This is a genomic window from Thermoproteota archaeon (assembly GCA_030130125.1).
Classification (GTDB): domain Archaea; phylum Korarchaeota; class Korarchaeia; order Korarchaeales; family Korarchaeaceae; genus Korarchaeum.
The window spans coordinates 83,671-100,359 of sequence record JARZZM010000013.1 but is presented as its reverse complement, the minus strand read 5'-3'; the positions used below and the strand labels follow the sequence as shown (position 1 = coordinate 100,359).

The 16,689-nt window shown below is 51.4% G+C and carries 22 protein-coding genes and 1 tRNA gene; 14 read left to right on the top strand and 9 right to left on the bottom strand.

The annotated features are described in order from the left end of the window. Positions 1–60: 60 nt before the first annotated feature. Positions 61–615, top strand: coding sequence for an AAA family ATPase (locus QI197_02465; GenBank protein ID MDK2372223.1), 555 nt, complete (start codon positions 61–63; stop codon positions 613–615). On the opposite strand, the gene QI197_02460 is transcribed toward QI197_02465, so the two are convergent. From QI197_02460 to QI197_02445, 4 genes are all read right to left on the bottom strand, one after another. Beyond that, a complete protein-coding gene (locus tag QI197_02460) occupies positions 603–2,312 on the bottom strand; it encodes an ATP-binding protein (GenBank protein MDK2372222.1) in 1,710 nt (569 codons plus the stop codon). The two genes, QI197_02465 and QI197_02460, sit on opposite strands and share 13 nt — an antisense overlap. Continuing rightward, the gene (locus QI197_02455; GenBank protein ID MDK2372221.1) at positions 2,302–2,442 is read right to left on the bottom strand and encodes a hypothetical protein; all 141 of its coding nucleotides are present in this window, start codon (positions 2,440–2,442) and stop codon (positions 2,302–2,304) included. The genes QI197_02460 and QI197_02455 overlap by 11 nt, the downstream gene beginning before the upstream one ends. Then, entirely contained in the window at positions 2,442–3,125 is a 684-nt protein-coding gene (locus QI197_02450) for a hypothetical protein (GenBank protein ID MDK2372220.1), read from the bottom strand. The genes QI197_02455 and QI197_02450 overlap by 1 nt, the downstream gene beginning before the upstream one ends. 133 nt (positions 3,126–3,258) lie before the next feature. Continuing rightward, the gene (locus QI197_02445; protein MDK2372219.1) at positions 3,259–3,603 is read right to left on the bottom strand and encodes a hypothetical protein; all 345 of its coding nucleotides are present in this window, start codon (positions 3,601–3,603) and stop codon (positions 3,259–3,261) included. Between the two features lie 70 nt (positions 3,604–3,673). On the opposite strand from QI197_02445, the gene QI197_02440 reads away from it, so the two are divergent. Further along, a complete protein-coding gene (locus QI197_02440; GenBank protein MDK2372218.1) occupies positions 3,674–3,931 on the top strand; it encodes a hypothetical protein in 258 nt (85 codons plus the stop codon). Here the strand turns inward: QI197_02440 and QI197_02435 are convergent. Beyond that, positions 3,928–4,209 carry a PRC-barrel domain-containing protein gene (locus QI197_02435; GenBank protein ID MDK2372217.1) on the bottom strand — a complete coding sequence of 94 codons (282 nt, stop codon included), beginning with the start codon at positions 4,207–4,209 and terminating at the stop codon, positions 3,928–3,930. The two genes, QI197_02440 and QI197_02435, sit on opposite strands and share 4 nt — an antisense overlap. Before the next feature lie 22 nt (positions 4,210–4,231). Then, positions 4,232–4,307: transfer RNA gene (locus QI197_02430), tRNA-Val, on the bottom strand. A 207-nt stretch (positions 4,308–4,514) separates the two neighbouring features. On the opposite strand from QI197_02430, the gene QI197_02425 reads away from it, so the two are divergent. After that, positions 4,515–4,904, top strand: coding sequence for a hypothetical protein (locus tag QI197_02425; protein MDK2372216.1), 390 nt, complete (start codon positions 4,515–4,517; stop codon positions 4,902–4,904). Here the strand turns inward: QI197_02425 and QI197_02420 are convergent. Then, positions 4,894–6,024 carry an ATP-binding protein gene (locus QI197_02420; protein ID MDK2372215.1) on the bottom strand — a complete coding sequence of 377 codons (1,131 nt, stop codon included), beginning with the start codon at positions 6,022–6,024 and terminating at the stop codon, positions 4,894–4,896. The two genes, QI197_02425 and QI197_02420, sit on opposite strands and share 11 nt — an antisense overlap. A gap of 105 nt (positions 6,025–6,129) precedes the next feature. Between QI197_02420 and QI197_02415 the strand changes: the two genes are divergently transcribed. Both QI197_02415 and QI197_02410 read left to right on the top strand, forming a co-directional pair. Continuing rightward, the gene (locus QI197_02415) at positions 6,130–7,143 is read left to right on the top strand and encodes a hypothetical protein (GenBank protein MDK2372214.1); all 1,014 of its coding nucleotides are present in this window, start codon (positions 6,130–6,132) and stop codon (positions 7,141–7,143) included. An 89-nt stretch (positions 7,144–7,232) separates the two neighbouring features. Next, complete coding sequence (locus QI197_02410) at positions 7,233–8,372, top strand: AAA family ATPase (GenBank protein MDK2372213.1); 1,140 nt, start codon at positions 7,233–7,235, stop codon at positions 8,370–8,372. On the opposite strand, the gene QI197_02405 is transcribed toward QI197_02410, so the two are convergent. Both QI197_02405 and QI197_02400 read right to left on the bottom strand, forming a co-directional pair. Next, positions 8,355–9,599 (bottom strand): replication factor C large subunit, encoded by a 1,245-nt coding sequence (locus QI197_02405; protein ID MDK2372212.1) that lies wholly within the window; start codon positions 9,597–9,599, stop codon positions 8,355–8,357. The two genes, QI197_02410 and QI197_02405, sit on opposite strands and share 18 nt — an antisense overlap. Next, positions 9,577–10,509, bottom strand: a complete 933-nt coding sequence (locus tag QI197_02400; GenBank protein ID MDK2372211.1) for a replication factor C small subunit — start codon at positions 10,507–10,509, stop codon at positions 9,577–9,579. Before QI197_02400 ends, QI197_02405 begins: the two co-directional genes overlap by 23 nt. A gap of 148 nt (positions 10,510–10,657) precedes the next feature. On the opposite strand from QI197_02400, the gene QI197_02395 reads away from it, so the two are divergent. From QI197_02395 to QI197_02355, 9 genes are read left to right on the top strand one after another with little or no spacing between them, the layout of a single operon-like run. Beyond that, complete coding sequence (locus QI197_02395; protein MDK2372210.1) at positions 10,658–10,861, top strand: DNA-directed RNA polymerase subunit N; 204 nt, start codon at positions 10,658–10,660, stop codon at positions 10,859–10,861. A gap of 4 nt (positions 10,862–10,865) precedes the next feature. Continuing rightward, complete coding sequence (rpsB, locus tag QI197_02390) at positions 10,866–11,519, top strand: 30S ribosomal protein S2 (GenBank protein MDK2372209.1); 654 nt, start codon at positions 10,866–10,868, stop codon at positions 11,517–11,519. Positions 11,520–11,525: 6 nt separating this feature from the next. Further along, the gene (locus tag QI197_02385; GenBank protein MDK2372208.1) at positions 11,526–12,374 is read left to right on the top strand and encodes an MEMO1 family protein; all 849 of its coding nucleotides are present in this window, start codon (positions 11,526–11,528) and stop codon (positions 12,372–12,374) included. After that, entirely contained in the window at positions 12,371–13,453 is a 1,083-nt protein-coding gene (fni, locus tag QI197_02380; protein MDK2372207.1) for a type 2 isopentenyl-diphosphate Delta-isomerase, read from the top strand. Before QI197_02385 ends, fni begins: the two co-directional genes overlap by 4 nt. 30 nt (positions 13,454–13,483) lie before the next feature. After that, positions 13,484–13,882, top strand: a complete 399-nt coding sequence (gene rpl7ae / locus QI197_02375) for a 50S ribosomal protein L7Ae (GenBank protein MDK2372206.1) — start codon at positions 13,484–13,486, stop codon at positions 13,880–13,882. Positions 13,883–13,925: 43 nt separating this feature from the next. Further along, on the top strand, positions 13,926–14,144 hold the full coding sequence (locus QI197_02370; GenBank protein ID MDK2372205.1) for a 30S ribosomal protein S28e: 219 nt from the start codon (positions 13,926–13,928) through the stop codon (positions 14,142–14,144). A gap of 10 nt (positions 14,145–14,154) precedes the next feature. Next, the gene (locus QI197_02365; protein MDK2372204.1) at positions 14,155–14,343 is read left to right on the top strand and encodes a 50S ribosomal protein L24e; all 189 of its coding nucleotides are present in this window, start codon (positions 14,155–14,157) and stop codon (positions 14,341–14,343) included. A 30-nt stretch (positions 14,344–14,373) separates the two neighbouring features. Beyond that, positions 14,374–16,194 carry a translation initiation factor IF-2 gene (gene infB / locus QI197_02360; protein MDK2372203.1) on the top strand — a complete coding sequence of 607 codons (1,821 nt, stop codon included), beginning with the start codon at positions 14,374–14,376 and terminating at the stop codon, positions 16,192–16,194. Between the two features lie 56 nt (positions 16,195–16,250). Then, complete coding sequence (locus QI197_02355; protein ID MDK2372202.1) at positions 16,251–16,679, top strand: 30S ribosomal protein S6e; 429 nt, start codon at positions 16,251–16,253, stop codon at positions 16,677–16,679. Positions 16,680–16,689 lie beyond the last annotated feature (10 nt).

Here is a 16,689-nt window from a genome sequence, read left to right as displayed (position 1 = left end):
TGTATGGGAAATATAAATGTTTCTGGCCCTCGCTCTAGACCGTTGGGCCTAATAGTAGTTATGGGAGCCCCTGCTTCCGGCAAGAGTACCCTGTGCCGGAGATTAGCTGAGGTGCTGGGATGCCGCCATATAAATGTGGGTGACATGGCCGAGGAGAGGGGATACATCTTAGGAAGGGATGAGGAGAGAGACACGCTAATCCTAGATGATGACGGTATCCAAGAAGAAATTTCCAAGATTCTAAGGGTAGAGAAATGCTTAATCGTCGAGACTATTTCTCCTTACGCCATTCCACAAGAGAATGTGGTTTTGGTGGTGGTCGTCAGGTGTAGGCCCTCCGTCCTCTTGGAGAGGCTGAAGTCGAGAGGATATCGTTCCCTTAAGATCAGGGAGAATGTAGAGTATGAGGCGATAGATGGTCCCTTACAGGACGCACTGGAGATTGCTGACTGGGATAGGATAGTGCAGGTTGACGGTTGTAGCGGCGATCTCGACCTCGAGGTTGAGCATATCTTGATGAAGCTCGAGGGCAAAGATGCGAGTAGGAAATTCAATTGGACTAACGATTTCATGTCTCTGCTGGAACGCCTCGCCCGCGAGAATCACGGGAAGTAGAACCTCTCCCTCAATATAACCCCTTCTATGGACTTGGGATCGAGTGGTTCCTCCTCTGGCGGTGAAATCTCCACCGTCTTGATGTACTTTGGAGTTGAGACGATGCACTCCCCAGTAGACAGTCTAGTTATCCTATCCACAATTTCCCTGTCGCTTATCAAGGATCTGATCCCCTTCACGTCGGATGGTGAGTCCATCCTGTGAAATATCTTAGTGCCAGCGTTCCTCACGACCCCCTCAGGTATCTCGGAGATATTCTGGGACACTAGCACCAAGGACACGCCGAACTTCCTGAGCTCCGAGAACAATCTGTCTATGATGTCCATGCCCGTGGCATCCTTGTAGCTGGGAAGGAGCTTCTCGGCCTCCTCAATCACCACGATCAATTTAGGGTGGGCGGATTTCCTTTCTTCCCGAGTGAACAGGTCCTTTAACCTCTTTAGGATGAAGAAGACAGCTATCTGCTTCAAGATATCGCTCTCTACATCTCCCATCTCTATGAGTGATATGGTCTCCCCCAATATCCTCTCGTTGAGGTTGTCGCAGTCAAAGATCTCTGCACCGGGTGAGCTGACTATCGGCTCTATCTTCCTCAGGAGTGATGCTCTGCTCTCTTCTTCGGCGTGGGATGTCGGTTCCAAGGTCCGCACTATCTCTACAAGGTCTCTGAGGTTGGGTGCTGTGCCGCTCATGGATAGATCTCTCATCATCTTGAGAGCCCGATTCATAAGGTAAAACTGAGAAGGGGTCAGATCCAGTATGGAGGAAAGAGTTTCTGATATCAAGAATGTCGCTCCCACCTCGTGTAAGTCCGATAGCGGGTTTATGCAGGCGAGGGGCAATCCCTCCTTGGTCGAGAAGATCCTGCCTCCCAGCTGAAACACGAACCCCTTGTATTCCCAGTGAATATCGAGAATTAGGGAGGGTATGCCGAGGTTCCAAGCCTCATAAATTATTCTCTTAGCGGTGGTGGTCTTACCAGAACCGGTTTGGCCGATTATGAGGATGTGTCTAGTGAGGTCCCTGAGGGATATGCCGAACGTCCTGCCCTCACTCTCTCCTAGCTCAATTACGGAGATATCGGTCCTCTCCCCCCTCCCCACCCTGACAGAGAGTTCCTCACCCTCATAACCCATACTCATTATTTCGGAGAATAGTTCAGGATCCAATTTGATTCTCTGGTCGATCTCTACCTTTATTCCATCCATAGAACTGTTCAGGGCAGATATCGCCGCTTTTATCATGCTCTGCGTCTCCTCCAAGCTATCCAGCTTCCTCCATATCAACCCGCTTAGGAACAGGCTACCCTCCTGCTTCCACGAGAGGAAGGTCCTCCCAGGCCACCTGTTGATGATCACTGTGATCCCCACGCCCAAGTCCTCAAGCATACTGCTCAGTGAATTAAAATCGAGCTGGGACTCGCTTCCCTTAACCTCGATCCTCAGAGGTGCTGCTAGGAATGTCCCTCTGTCTGTGCTCACGAGAGCGGCGTTGATGGATGGAATTCCTCTCTTACCTCTCCTGAGCCTGAGAGCTACGATTGTAAGAGAGAGGACCAACATTAGAGGGGTTAAATACGTGGCGATGGATGACAAATCCAGAGAGAGTAGGAGCTGATGTCCTCTCTTGTACACTAAAATGCCCGCTAGTAGGATGAAAGTCACTATGACAGGCATATCTCCTGTATCAGCCCTCATAGAGGACCTTCCTCTCCAGCAGTTCCAATCTAGATTCAATTTCACGTATCCTAGAGATTATGTCATCTAACCTGAAGAACAAGTATTCTATCTGATGCTCTATGGACTCAAGCTCCAGTTTTTCCTCCATCATTTCACCAAGCCTAAGACCTTGGAGATAGTCGATCTGTTGGCTCCTAGCAGATCAGCGATCGTTCCTTGTGAGAGGTATCTCATCCCTATCTTCCTTCCGGCCATGTACACAACTGCGGCAGCGATGTACACGGGGTTCCTCCCTACCAAGATGGATCTCTTTCTGTTTCTCAGTTCCTTCATTTCCTTCAGTGCTCTCATTCTGAGCCTCTCCAAGAGAAGTCTTGGATCCACTTTACCTGAAGCCCTTTCCAGTTTCCTCATGAATTTCTCGTCCCTGGACATCTTGACTATCAGGTAGTTTATGTAACCCTCCCAAGGGATCCTCTTCCTGGGCATCAGCTCCTCGATCTTTCCCACATAGAAGGCTACTCTCGAAGGTGATACTCCGATAGAGAGACGTTTTATCGCCTCTTTTATGGGGATAGGTGATCCTTGCAGCCTGCTAGCCACTATCAAGGCTGCTAAGAGTATCGAAGGTGCGTGAATCCTGCCATGCAAGGAGTTATATGCCCTTACGAGCTCTTCAGCTAGCTTAACGACTTCATCTGAGAGACCCAGTTCCCTTCCTATGTGCTCCAATGATCTGCTTCTACTCATCATCGGAGAATCATTGCGGTCAAACACACTGGGGACTAGGTCTTCGTCGGCTATGAATCCACAATTCCCGCAGACTAGCAATCCTCCCTCATCATGGAGGGGGGATCCGCATAATGGACATCTCCTCATACATTATAGCATGAATTTCTCACATTTTTAATCATTTCTTGCGTGTAAATCAAATAAAATTTTCATAAATATTAAGATACTTCATCTACTTGAGGAGTTTCACCACTAGGTATACCTCCTTTCCCTCTTCCAAGTCGAACGGGTTCTTCTTATAAGACATCCTCAGCCAGAGACCGTGAAAGGACACCTCGATCCTCTTTTCTCCTTCATCTAGCTTATAGACAATTCCCTTCATGATCAAATCACCGTCGGCCTCCTCGCCTAGATCTATCAGGACCTTAGATCCCTTTTTCAGGTTGATTAGATCTTTTAGATCTTTAGGTAGCTCCAGTAATAGGGTGATGGATCCATCCTTGGATTTGAACTTAGCCACCTCTATGTCGAACACGGGATCTCTTTCTAGGGTCTCTAGAGTGGCTTCTATTCCCATCAAACTTTCACCTCTTCGTTGCCACGCCTCCTCCGTAATAAAAACATCTTCCCTCATCCTAGAGGAAGGAATGGTGTCGCTAACCCTAGTGTTAGAGAAGAATGCGGAGATAAGGAGGTTCGCTAGGGGATCGCTCCCAGATCCCAGCCCCCTAGAAGTAGAATATTTGATTGAAAGAGTAGATGAGTTGCTGAATCTGATGGGTAGGAATAATGTACCACTCTATTGGAGCGAGGAGGATGTTCCTAACGTCCTGAAGGTTAAGGCGATACTTACCCTCTTAACAGAGGAGTTAAGGTCCTTCGCTGTGGAAGCTGCCTTTGACTAACCCTTAGTGGCTATGTACACCTTCAGGAGACGCTCATCCACAACGATCATTTCCCTTATGTACTTCACTGTGGAGTATGGGATAAGAACGTTGCCCTTCCTGTCTTTTTTCAGCTTCTGCAGCAACGCATCAGCTGCTCCCCTGCTGCTCCTCACCACTAGGGAGATCATCTTACCAGTTATCTCATCGACAACCAGATCGGTAACCTCCCCTAGCATGAGCCCCTTGTCCGTTATTATGGGTTTACCAGCGAGCCTAGAAACCGAGTACCTGGCCATATTCTTGTCCCTCTTTTCTCATTGGTGGGCCGGGGGGGACTCGAACCCCCGACCTCCGCCTCGTCAAGGCGGCGTCATAGCCGCTAGACCACCGGCCCCTTGTGGTGTGGGAGGTCCCTTAAATAAAGTTTTTCATCCCTCCCATGTGCAAGAGGAAGTTCAGGAACAATAGAGGATTCTCTGGGGGAGTCAGGACTCAAGATCGTCTTCACGGATCAGAGGGCCCTTTTACATCATCCCCCCAGCTTATACGTGGAGGGGGATGATATTATTAATGCCTCCTCCCCCCTTCCGGGGATGTGAGTATGGACAGCTCTGTAGTGGAGGAACTACCGGAACTACTGTCGAAGGCTCTTCTGGAGTACAGGAAAAAGGGGTCGGTCGAGGATGATCTCTTGAATAGGATCTCTAGCGCGCTCTCGAGCTACGACGAGGGCTCAGTCATACGTGAGCATCTGCAGGTGGTAGTGAAGAGCTTGAGAGAGGGCAACTTCGAGGAGAGGAGCCTGTTGGGGAAAAGCATCAGGATGGACAAGGACGAGTTACTCATGATCATTCAATCAATCGACAGGTTCCTTGAGGAGGAACCGTTCAAGGAGATGGAAACGAAGGATGTCCTGCAACTATGGAGGGAATCCCTTAAGAGCGTTTTAGAGGGGCTCGATACTGAGGTATCTGGAGAAATTAGCTCCTGAGAAGGAACCTCCCTCCAGGAGCCTTTTCTATAAGCCCCTCCTCCATGAGCTCTTGTAGTAACTCTCTCGTTCGAGTCAGCTTCATTTCTAGAGCCTTAGAAGCCTCTATAAGCGAGAAAGTGGTTCCTGGTGGGAACTTCTTACGCAGTATAGCTATCTCGGGCCTTATATCCTCTAGAATCACTTCTTCCCCTTCTTCCTCATTGGGGATCTCCCTCTCCTCGCTGGCCTCGGAAATCAGGTTGAGTATCTTATCTTGGCTGAGTTTCCCGCTTTCCTTGAGTTCCCTAGTTAACATGGCTAGTAGATTTCTGGCCAGTTTCATCAACCTCCTCGGATTTCCTCCAGCAAGCTCATTCATCTTCCTGACCAAGTCTTCCGTGAAAGGCTCACCTAAGTTGAGACCCCTCGCTTCCTCGTTTAATACGTCTCTATAGTGCTGTATTCTCTTCTTCAATATTTTACTAGCTTCCTCGGGACTGATAGTCCTCATTTCGATCTTATCGTGGGGTATTTTGCCAAGGAGCCTCTTCATTATATCATAGGCAGGAGGTATGCAGGCTATTATCAACATTCGGCCGGGCTCCATTCCCTTGTACAGCCGCCTTATAAACTCGGAGAATAGTTCAGCGTCTTTTCTGGTCCCCGAGATCACAATGTTCTCCACCTCGTCCAGCATGAGTATTGCGACATCGTACTTGTTGAGCTCTTCCTTTATGATAGAGAAGAGAGAGTCTGGGTCTCTCGGAAACTTCCTTCGGAGAGGTTTCAGAGGAGGCATCTTCTTGACATTAGTAGCTATCCTGTAGAGGGAAGCTTCATAATCGTCCACATCTATCTTCACGTAGAAGGTCGGCACATCAAGGAGAATCTCGCTGATCAACCTCAGCCTGTGGGTCTTACCAGTTCCAAATTCGCCGACCAGAAAAACAAGGTGCTTCTTTTTACCCTTTATGACCTCGTCAATCAGCTGAGCTAGTCTTTCGTCCACATCCGTGTCGACATGTAGAGTCCTCACTTCTTCCAAGCTCTCACTGCTCAGGTAGGCGAAGGGGTTGGCTCTGAGCATCCAGCGCATATAACCAGCTTCTACTACCCTGACATCGCTTTCATCTGGCATTCATAGGACCCTCACTTATTCTAGGCTACGTCTAAGCCCCAACTACGTTTATATAATCTAGCCCAATGAAAAAGTGTTGCATACCTCCAGACTAAGGTGTGTTCGATGAATGGCACAAAAATAGGCAAAGGCGCGCTCGTGGTATCCCTAATGCTCGCTATACTCATTCCTATAGCCCATATATCTGAGGCAGAGATCCTCTCGGAGAAGCCCCACTATGTGAGCACCCAAGCTACATTCTTCTTCAAGGATGAGTTTACGGCCAAGGTAGTGGTCAATTACAGCTGGTATGGGCTCTGGGCTAACGACCTAGAGAGACTACTTAATCAAACCGGTGGTGAACAGAACTACACGAAGAACTTCTTAAAGAGTATAAAAGGGACGGTAAAAGGGCCCTATATAGGGGGTGACATGGAATTCTATCCCACTGACCTGAAAGCGGAGATCCACAGAAGCATATACCGCAATAAGTCTAAGAGAATAGATCTACTGCTCACGATGGATCTAGAAGCCAAGAAAGGGGCCCCGAAAGAGTCAGAGGGGAGGAAAGGTATAATATACACTACTAGAGAGGATTACAGCAACATAACGAAGCTATTCGTGAAAGAATTAGATCTTCTCAACTTAACGGTCATCCTGCCGAAGAATTACGTGGTAAGTATTTCCAGACCATCTCCAAACGCTATCTACCTAGCTAATATGTCCAAGGAGCTCAGAGTCGTGGTCTCATGGGTGTTAAAGAGTCCCACTGTGGACACTAGAGAATCGTCTGGATACAGCGGCTGGTTCTTCCTAGGGATAGTCAATCACACTCAGGAGGAAGTTAGAATGCTGGAGCAAATAAGGCGTAAGATCGCGGAGATCAGGAGATCCTCCACTCTCTCGTTAGACGAGGAAGCGGCCAAGAAGGCCAAGGAGCTCTTCGACCTCTATTACAAGTTTTCCACACTAGCCCCTAGAAGGGTGGGCTCCAACCTGACCTACGCCCTCAAGCTGGCCAATGAGATACCTATCTATCCCGTGAGTCCCGATGCAGTCGTGGCAGGTGTGTCTCTAGGAATCGTGATGCTCGAGATGGCTAGCTATCTCCTCTATAGGAGGTCCCTGAGGAGAAAGTAATACTTTCACCTAACCCCCTTCTCTATAGGGGACCACAATGAAATTATTTCTCATCGCGACGTAACACTCGGTGATGTGAAATACCGATAATAAAGGATCCCCACAAGTTCTCGGAGTCATATACTCCACCCAAGCTGCCACATAGGGAGAAAGAGGTTAATCTCTTAGTTAATACACTGGCCAGCGGATATGGCCTGACCGAGGGGCTCATACTCATCCGAGGAGAGCCGGGAGTGGGTAAGACGTCGGTAGCCAAGTTATCATCCGCAAGATTGAAGGAGAAACTGAATTCCCTAGACGTCGTTCACATCAACTGCAGGACCTACAGGACGCCGACTTCCGTCGTTCAAAGGGTGGTCTCTTCCCTCCTCCCCGGAGTACCAGATAGGGGGCTCTCGTACGAGGAGGTCGTGTTGATACTTGAGAAGGTGTTATCTGGAGAGGACAGGGATCTGCTAATAGTTCTGGACGAGGTAGACTACCTCAGGGATGGAGATATCCTAGTCTACACCCTCCTGAGGCTTCATGAAGGGGATGCGCCCAAATCACCGACTCTCGTGGTGGTCGCTAGGTGGGATCCGCCGTACATGATGGATGACTCGATAAGGTCCTTCATGGTGACTAGGCTCCCCCTAGAGAAATACACCTCGGAGCAGCTGGAGGCTATAGTGAGGTACAGGGCTGAGGAATCCTTGGAAGAGGGAAGTTTCGACGATGAGATCGTGGGTAAGGTTGTAGAGCTGTCAGAACACATGGGTAACGCTAGAGTGGCCCTGAAGATACTGTATTTAGCAGCTAGGCTGTCAGAAGAGGCTGATCTGTCTAAGATAACTCCGGACATGGTCAGTGAGGCGGCCTCGAGGATCGGGGTCATCGGGATAACGGAGGACTCGCTGACTCCCTTGGATCTTCACGACAAGATACTGCTCCTAGCGGTGTCTAAGAGGCTAGCTTCATCTGGGAGGTCTTGGATAAAGATGGGCGATCTATTGGAGGAGTATAGGCTCCTGTGTGAAGAGTTAGGTGTTCTCCCCTATAAGTACACGGCCATCTGGAAGAGGGTCAGGAACCTCAAGAACATGGGGTTCTTGGAGGCAAAGAAGTCGGGCGAGGGAATGAAGGGGCAGACTACCCTGATATCTCTCGGCTCTATACCAGCGGACAAGCTACAGGAGAAGCTAAAGGAGGTATTGAGAGAGGAATTGAGCCCCTTAGCCTCTAATCTCTAACTTGTAGTGCTCCTCTAGGTCCTCCAGTATTTCCCTAATGTCCTCTTCCCTCAGCCCAAGATCCCTCTCCAATCTCTTTATGATCCTGCCCTCCCTCTTGCTATCAGCTATGAGTATAGGGACTATCTCCATACTCACAGTCTTCGTCGGTAAGTGAAGTTCCCTAGCAAGCCTAGACAGAAACTCTCTCGTCTTAGCCCTGAGTTCCTTGGTCGTAGCGAGCTTTCTGATTATCTCAGGGAACTTCATCTTCACCCCCTGAGGCTTGGCCTCCTTGGCCGTGCATACCGCGTAGGTCGTTAATTGAGTGTAGTAAACCAAAAGTTTCCAGTTATTCGTCTTTATTATGCGGCTCCTCACGATATCAGCGTAGGATAGATAGTCATAGGCCCTAGAGAGGGCTCTCCCCTTGTAAACGTAGGGTAAGTTCTCCTCGACCCACCTGAAGAGCATGTCAGGATCCACATCTGTATTGAGGGACGTCAGATAGGCAGAATAACAGTTCTCTCCATAAAACACGGCTGTGAGTACCTTGAATACATCAGCCTCGACATCTCTCTTACCGAACTTCTTTCCAATAACCTCAGAAAGTTTGTGACTGCCCTTAATGAGGCTCTCGAGATCGTTAATGGCTGCTCTGAGATCTCCCTGTGAATTGACGGCTATCTGCCTCAGGATGTTATAGGGTACCTTCACGCCCTCTTTCCTGCATATCTCCTTGAGTACGGAGAGGACAGTGGTCCACCGTAGTCTGTAAAATCTGACTACCTTTGACAGCGATCTTATCTCATAGAGGTGTCTCTCATAGGGATCGTTTGCCGTCATCACAACAGGAACTCCTTCCTTAGTTATCAGTTCCTTCACCAAAGACACCAAAGCCCCTCCCTCGCTGGGAAGAGCATCTACCTCATCCAATATTATCAGCCTCCTGCTAAGGGTAAGCAGACTGACTGCCTTGGCGCTCTCTACCACGTACTTGAGATGGATCCTGTCCCTGAGATCGCTGGCGTTGACCTCCACTGGATCATATCCCAGCTCGTAAGCTATCGCATAAGCTGCCGAGGTCTTACCCGATCCGGGCGGACCTACCAGTAGCAGGGCCTTGCTCACCTTGCCAGCCCTTACGCTTCTCATCCACTCCCTTATCTCACTAACAGCCTTATTCTGCCCCTTAATCCCATCCAAGCTTTTAGGACGGTACTTCTCAGTCCAAGGAAGGTCCGCCATGGGACTCACCTAGCTCGACCAGCTTGGCCAACATGGCCGCAAGCTGGACATCCCCGTGGGCGCCTTCGGTCACCCTGAAGTCCACCTCACTGAGGAACACCATGAGCTGAGCCTTCATATTATCTGGAATGGACTTGCTGGCTATGATCTCCCTGTTCAGCTGCTTGATAACGTCCTGAGCGGACATCCCGTAGTTTATCATGAGGTTCCTGAGCATGTCCCTAGCGGCGATGAACCTCCCCTTCAGTGCAGCGTTTATCATCCCTCTCACCTCCTCGGGATGGGCGAGACCCGCTACCCTGTAAACGACCTTGGCATCCACCTCGTCCGCCATAGCCGAAGCGGTCTGCAGTAGGTTTATGGCCCTCCTGAGGTCCCCCTCAGCCACATATACAATGGCTGATATGCCCTCCTCAGTGTACTTCACGCCTTCCTTCTCAGCTATCATCACGAGCCTCTCCCTGACGGCCTCTTCCGGTATAGGACCGAATCTGAAGACCGCGCATCTCGACTGAATAGGCTCTATTATCTTCGAGGAGTAGTTGCAGGCCAGAATGAACCTCGTGGTGGCAGAATACATCTCCATTATCCTCCTGAGGGCGTGCTGAGCGTCGGCCGTGAGGCTGTCCGCCTCATCAAGGTGTATTATTTTGAATGGGACATCGCCAAAGGGCGCCGTCTTGGCGAAGTCCTTTATCTTCGTCCTTATGGTGTCAATGCCCCTCTCATCGCTCGCGTTGAGCTCCATGTAGTTGGCCCTCAAGAGCTCTTCGGAACCGTAGATGTCGTGAGCTAGGGCCAAGGCGGTAGTGGTCTTTCCAGTCCCAGCAGGACCTGCGAAGAGGAGGTGCGGCATGGACCTCTTCTCCACAAAACCTTTAAGGGCCCGGATGACATCCTCCTGATCCACTATGTCATCCAAGGTCCTCGGCCTGTACTTCTCTATCCAAAGCTCGAACGCCATTTCCCATCAACCTCCTTAGGAACATTCCCTTCAGGAACTCCCCCAACGGCATAATTTAATAACCTCAGTAGGTCATACCAGCCGAGGTCAGGATATGTTCCCGGTGAGGTGCTTCACCTGCGGCAGCGTTATAGGGGATAAGTGGGAAGAGTTCTCCCGGAGGGTCATGTCTGGGGAGGATCCAGGTAAGGTACTGGACTCCCTAGGTGTGACCCGATACTGCTGCAGGAGGATGTTCATAAGCCACATAGATCTTGCCGAGCTGGAGCTGTCCTTCACTCCAGTTATGGAGAGGTGATCAAATGGGATATGACGATATGAGTCTCTCCAATGTACCCCCAGTGGAGGATAAGGATCTGCTGATACCGAAGCAGAAGTACCTGTCAGCAGGTGTCCACGTGGGCACTAGGATACGGACGAAGGACATGGAGAAGTTCATCTACAAGGTGAGACCAGACGGCCTGTGCATGATAGACATAAAGAAGCTGGACGAGAGGATCAGGGTTGCGGGTAAGTTCTTGGCTAGGTTCGAGCCAGAAAAGATGCTTGCCGTTTCAGCTAGGATATATGGATTCAAGCCCGTGAGAAAGTTCGCCGAATATACCGGTGCCACTTACATAACCGGGAGGATACTCCCAGGTACCCTAACCAACCCCCAGGCGCCCCTCCACTTGGAGCCCGATGTCGTGCTCCTGTCCGATCCTAGGGTGGACAGGCAGATTCACGTCGAATCCGTCAAGCTGGGCATACCCGTGGTGGCCCTAGTGGACGCTGATAACACGCTAGAGAACATAGACTTGGCGATACCCGCCAACAATAAGGGAAGGAGGGCATTGGCCCTAGTCTACTGGCTCCTGACAAGGGAGGTCCTCAGGAACAGGGGAGACATACCTCCCGACGGTGATCTCGAGGAGAGCTACGAGGACTTCGCCACTAGGATAATGGGCCTCAGGTGAAACTATTTGGAGGTCAGGAGGTCAGCCGTCGCTGGCTCTTTTTATCCCTCCGATCCGGATGATCTCCTTTCCCTGTTAAGGGAGTTGTTCCTGAGCATTGGGGAGAGCGGGATTCCCTCACCGAATCCATCCGGGGAGAGGAGGATAGCCTCTCTGATATCGCCCCACGCCGGATACATATACTCGGGGAGGACGGCAGCTGCTGGATACTCAGTCTTGGCTAGGGACGGGATTCCCGAGACATTCGTCATTTTAGGCCCGAATCACACGGGACTTGGTGCCGCGTTCTCCGTTTCTAATGCAGATTACTGGGAGACACCTTTGGGCAGAGTTGAAGTTGATAAGGAGCTCGCCCTAGCCATTAAAGAGTACTTCAAGGATCTGGAGTTTGATGACCTGGCTCACATGTCAGAGCACTCCATAGAGGTCCAGATACCGTTCTTACAGGCGATATACGACTCGCCCAAGATAGTCCCCATTGCCATGGGCGTTCAGAATCCCTCCTCAGCCGCATCTCTGGGGAAGGCCATAGGCCTCGCCTCCGAATTTCTGAAGAGGGATGTCGTGGTGATAGCCTCATCAGACATGTCCCACTATCTCCCAGAGGAGGAGGCGAGGAGAAGGGATATGGCCGCGTTGGAGGCTATCTTGGACATGGATGTGGAGGGGCTATTCAGGACCCTGTTCGAGCTAGATGTTTCCATGTGCGGTCCTGGACCTGCCTCAGTGGCCATAACCTTCGCGAAGTTGAAGGGTGTTGAGAAAGGCGAGCTCGTGAGGTACTCCACCAGCGCTGAGGCGAGTGGTGACAGGTCCTTCGTGGTGGGCTACGCTTCGGTGGTGTTCGCGAGATGATTGATAATCCTGAGGAAACCTCTCAGCGTAAAATCGAGCACATAATGATAGCTAAGAGGGACGACATCGACCTTAGTACCACCAGCTCCTGGTTCGAGCATGTGAGGCTCCTCCACAATCCCCTACCGGATGCCTCCTTCGACGATGTGGATCTCTCTTGGAAGTTCTTGGGATACGAGCTGAAGGCTCCCCTACTGATAGAGGGAATGACTGGTGGTCACGAGGCAACTTTATCCGTAAATAGGGCTCTAGCTGAGGCAGCCCAAGCTGAGGGAGTCGCCATAGGGGTTGGCAGTCAGAGAGCAGCTTTGAGAAATGAGGACCTCGTAAGGACCTACTCTATAGTCAGGGAGACGGCCACAGAGGTGCCCGTCATAGCCAACTTGGGTATATCCCACGTCATAGGAGATGAGGGACCGGACAACGCGAAGAGAGCGGTCGATATGATAGATGCCGATGCTCTAGCGATCCACCTCAATCCCCTACAGGAGGTAATACAACCCGAGGGATCGGTTGATTTCACGGGATCCTTGGTGGCGATAAGGGATGTGACAAGGGAGTTAGATGTCCCAGTGATAGTGAAGGAGGTTGGTTCAGGGATATCCAAGGAGGCCGCGCTCGTCCTGAAGAGGGCCGGCGTTAGGATAATAGATGTGGCCGGGCAGGGGGGGACGAGTTGGTCTCTAATAGAGGGAGAGAGATCCCCTGAAGGATCCGTTAGATGGGTTGCCTCGAGGAGGTTCGCTGACTGGGGGTTACCCACCCCTCTTGCGGTAATGGAGGTCTCCACCCTTAGCGTCAAAGTCATAGGCTCCGGAGGGGTCAGGTCCGGTCTGGATGCCGCCAAATGCTTGGCCTTGGGCGCCCACATGGCTGGTGCTGCCCGCCCCTTCTTCATACGCGCGGTGGAGGAGGGGAGTGACGGCGTCAGGGACGAGTTAAATAAATTTATTTTCGAGATGAAGCTCGCCGCGTTCCTCACGGGGTCTCTCACAGTAAACCAGCTCAGATTGACCAGGAAATACCTGCTGACGGGTCCATTGAAGACCCTAGCGAATGAGAGGCATATTTTTATATGACACTCCCCGGCCCCCTCCAGGGAATGAAGGATGACGGCTCAGGACAAACCCTTCTATGTGAAGTTTGAGGTCCCTGATGACCTCGTTCCCAAGATACTCGAGTTAGTTCAGACCGCTAGGGAGACTGGTGGTAAGGTCAGGAAGGGCGTCAACGAGACCACTAAGGCTGTGGAGAGGGGTGAGGCCCTCTTCGTGGTCATAGCTGAGGACGTGAATCCCCCTGAGATAGTGGCTCACCTGCCGCTGCTGTGCGACGACAAGGGAGTCCCCTACGCTTACGTCCCGAGCAAGGAGGAATTGGGAAAGGCCGCTGGTATAGAAGTTCCCGCATCCTCAGTCGCTGTGGTGGATGCCGGGCAGGCCAAGAGCCTCTTGGAAGCACTCATAGAGAAGATAAAGGAGGTCAGGGGGACTGGAGGAACCGAGTAGTTTAAAAAACATGCTCACCCCACTCCTTTCTGAAGGTGATTGAATGTCCCAAGAGGCGGACAAGGGATACCCGGCCGAGGTAGTCGAGATAATAGGCCGCACGGGCGTAGCTGGAGATGTCATACAGGTCAGAGCCAAGATCCTCGTCGGGAAGGACAGGGGAAGGGTACTAACTAGGAATGTCAAGGGCCCAGTGAGGATAGGGGACATACTAATCCTTAGAGAGACCGAGATGGAGGCTAGGAAGCTGAAGCCGAGGTGATAGAATGTCCATACTGCTGAAGAAGTGTGCGTTCTGCGGTAGCGATGTCGAGCCCGGACACGGCTGGATGTACGTGAAGGCCGACGGTACCATCCTATACTTCTGTTCCTCCAAGTGCGCCAAGAACTACCTCAAACTGGGTAGGAACCCCAAGAAAGTTAAGTGGGTCAGGAAGAAGCCCAAGAAGGAGGGGAAGTAGAACCCTCCTTCTATCCCACGGTGACTCTAATTGCCCAAGAAGGACGGTAAGGATAAGGGGGATAAGGAGAAGAGGTACAGGCAGCCCCTAGTATCTGTTCTAGGCCACGTGGATTCGGGTAAGACCACCCTTCTGGACTACATCAGGAGGACCAGGGTGGCGGCTAAGGAGCCGGGCTCGATAACCCAGCATGTGGGGGCCTCAGAGATACCTACCGATGTGGTCTACGAGATATGCGAGCCCGTGATGAGGGCCCTCAACCTTAAGTTCGAGATAAAGACCGGAGGTTTGCTCTTCATAGACCTGCCCGGACACGAGGTATTCTCCAACCTGAGGAGGAGGGGTGGTTCTGTAGCGGACATAGCCATCCTGGTGATAGACATAAATGGGGGAGTGCAGCCCCAGACCATTGAGTCCATAAACATACTCAAGGAGAGGAGAGTTCCCTTCGTCATAGCGCTCAACAAGATAGACACTCTGTACGGCTGGAAGTCTGAGGAGGGCAGGCCTTTCATCTTGGCTGAGAGAGAGCAGCCACCCTCCGTTTTGGCCGAGTTGGAGAAGAGGCTCTACAGGGTGGTGGATCAGCTGGCCACCTTGGGGATCTACGCCGACAGGTACGATAGGATCCAAGACTTCACCAAGACCTTCGCCATCGTACCGACCAGTGCGGTGACGGGGGAGGGCATTCCGGACCTCTTAACGATGCTCATAGGACTCGTGCAGAGGTTCATGCTCGACAGGCTGGAGATAACCACTGAGGAGGGAAGGGGTACAGTGCTCGAGGTCAAGCAGCAGCAGGGACTGGGTACAGTGCTGACAGCCATAATCTACGACGGAGTCCTCAGGAAAGACGACACCATAGTGGTGGCTGGTGTGAATGGACCGGTCGTGACGAAGGTGAGGGCGCTCCTGGTTCCAGAGCCCCTCCAGGAGATGAGGGCAACGAAGAAGTTCAGGAGAGTTGATGAGGTCTCAGCAGCTGCTGGAGTGATGATCTCCGCACCTAATTTGGATGAGGTGCTCGCCGGATCTCCCCTATATGTGGTTAGAGATAGGGAGAGGATAGAGGAGGTCAAGAAGGAGGTTCAGGAGGAGGTAGAGCGTATCATCATAAAAACGGACAAGATCGGCGTGATAGTAAAGGCAGACACGTTGGGCACGCTGGAGGCCTTGATAGCTCAGCTCCAGAAGGAAGGCATACCAATAAGGAGGGCCGACATAGGCGATGTCTCCAAAGTGGATGTGTTCGAGGCAGCTGTGATAAAGCAGAAGGAGGAGAAGTTCGCGGTGATACTGGCATTCAACGTGAAGATAAAGGAGGACGCAAGGAGAGAGGCGGGGGACAGGAAGATCCCCATATTCACCGATGTCATCATCTACAGGCTAATTGAGAGCTTCAAAGAGTACTTGGAGGAGCTAAAGAGGAGAGAGGAGGAGAGAGTACTTTCACAGGCTGTATTCCCGGCTGAAATCTTAGTTCTACCGGACTTCATTTTCAGGAGGAGCGACCCTGCCATCGTTGGAGTTGAGGTCCTTAGAGGTAGGATAAGACCCGGCTATCCCCTGATGAACGAGAGCGGGAGGAGGGTCGGAACCATACTGGACATCCAGTACGAGGGGAACAGGGTACCCGAAGCTAAGGCTGGGCAGAGGGTAGCCATCTCAATAAAGGGCGGAGTAGTAGGTAGGAACGTCAAGGAGGGCAGGAAGCTTTACACTGAGGTGTCCGAGTTTGAGGACGATAAGGCCCGCTCCATATACTTCAGTAAGATGAGCGACGACGAAAAGGAGCTATACAGGCGGATCCTCTGGATCAGATACTCCCGGGGAGCCAGCTCCCCGGATTAGTTCAACTTATATAACTGAAGTGGTCAGTTTCGGGAAGGTGATTCCATCCCATGGCGATGAGAAGAAGGAGAAGGGTAGAGGAAGAGTTCCTCGTGCTCGACATCGGCGATCCCAATACTGGTAAGACCTTCCACGTTAAGCTGCCCAAGGATAACATCAGGTTCTTCGTGGGAAGAAGGCTAGGCGAGGAGATCAGTGGAGACGCCTTCGGCCTACCAGGATACACGTTCAAGATAACCGGTGGGACCGACAAGGACGGCTTCCCGATGCACCCCTCGCTCCAGATACCGGGAAAGAAGAAGGTCCTCCTGTCATCACCACCAGGGTTCCACCCTAGGAAGAAGGGAGAGAGGAGGGCTAAGACAGTGAGGGGCGCCATAATCTCCGATGCTATAAAGCAGATAAACCTAAGAGTCGTTAAGGTCGGGGAGAAAACCTTAGAGGAATTGCTGAAGAAGGAGGAGGCGGAAGCCGAGGCCTCCTGAAGGTGATCCA

Coding starts and splice junctions, on each gene's coding strand:
- QI197_02465 (MDK2372223.1), top strand. CDS start 61: ATGGGAGCCCCTGCTTCCGGCAAGAGTACCCTGTGCCGGAGATTAGCT.
- QI197_02460 (MDK2372222.1), bottom strand. CDS start 2,312: ATGAGGGCTGATACAGGAGATATGCCTGTCATAGTGACTTTCATCCTA.
- QI197_02455 (MDK2372221.1), bottom strand. CDS start 2,442: ATGGAGGAAAAACTGGAGCTTGAGTCCATAGAGCATCAGATAGAATAC.
- QI197_02445 (MDK2372219.1), bottom strand. CDS start 3,603: ATGGGAATAGAAGCCACTCTAGAGACCCTAGAAAGAGATCCCGTGTTC.
- QI197_02440 (MDK2372218.1), top strand. CDS start 3,674: ATGGTGTCGCTAACCCTAGTGTTAGAGAAGAATGCGGAGATAAGGAGG.
- QI197_02435 (MDK2372217.1), bottom strand. CDS start 4,209: ATGGCCAGGTACTCGGTTTCTAGGCTCGCTGGTAAACCCATAATAACG.
- QI197_02425 (MDK2372216.1), top strand. CDS start 4,515: ATGGACAGCTCTGTAGTGGAGGAACTACCGGAACTACTGTCGAAGGCT.
- QI197_02420 (MDK2372215.1), bottom strand. CDS start 6,024: ATGCCAGATGAAAGCGATGTCAGGGTAGTAGAAGCTGGTTATATGCGC.
- QI197_02415 (MDK2372214.1), top strand. CDS start 6,130: ATGAATGGCACAAAAATAGGCAAAGGCGCGCTCGTGGTATCCCTAATG.
- QI197_02405 (MDK2372212.1), bottom strand. CDS start 9,599: ATGGCGGACCTTCCTTGGACTGAGAAGTACCGTCCTAAAAGCTTGGAT.
- QI197_02395 (MDK2372210.1), top strand. CDS start 10,658: ATGTTCCCGGTGAGGTGCTTCACCTGCGGCAGCGTTATAGGGGATAAG.
- rpsB (MDK2372209.1), top strand. CDS start 10,866: ATGGGATATGACGATATGAGTCTCTCCAATGTACCCCCAGTGGAGGAT.
- fni (MDK2372207.1), top strand. CDS start 12,371: ATGATTGATAATCCTGAGGAAACCTCTCAGCGTAAAATCGAGCACATA.
- rpl7ae (MDK2372206.1), top strand. CDS start 13,484: ATGACGGCTCAGGACAAACCCTTCTATGTGAAGTTTGAGGTCCCTGAT.
- QI197_02370 (MDK2372205.1), top strand. CDS start 13,926: ATGTCCCAAGAGGCGGACAAGGGATACCCGGCCGAGGTAGTCGAGATA.
- QI197_02355 (MDK2372202.1), top strand. CDS start 16,251: ATGAGAAGAAGGAGAAGGGTAGAGGAAGAGTTCCTCGTGCTCGACATC.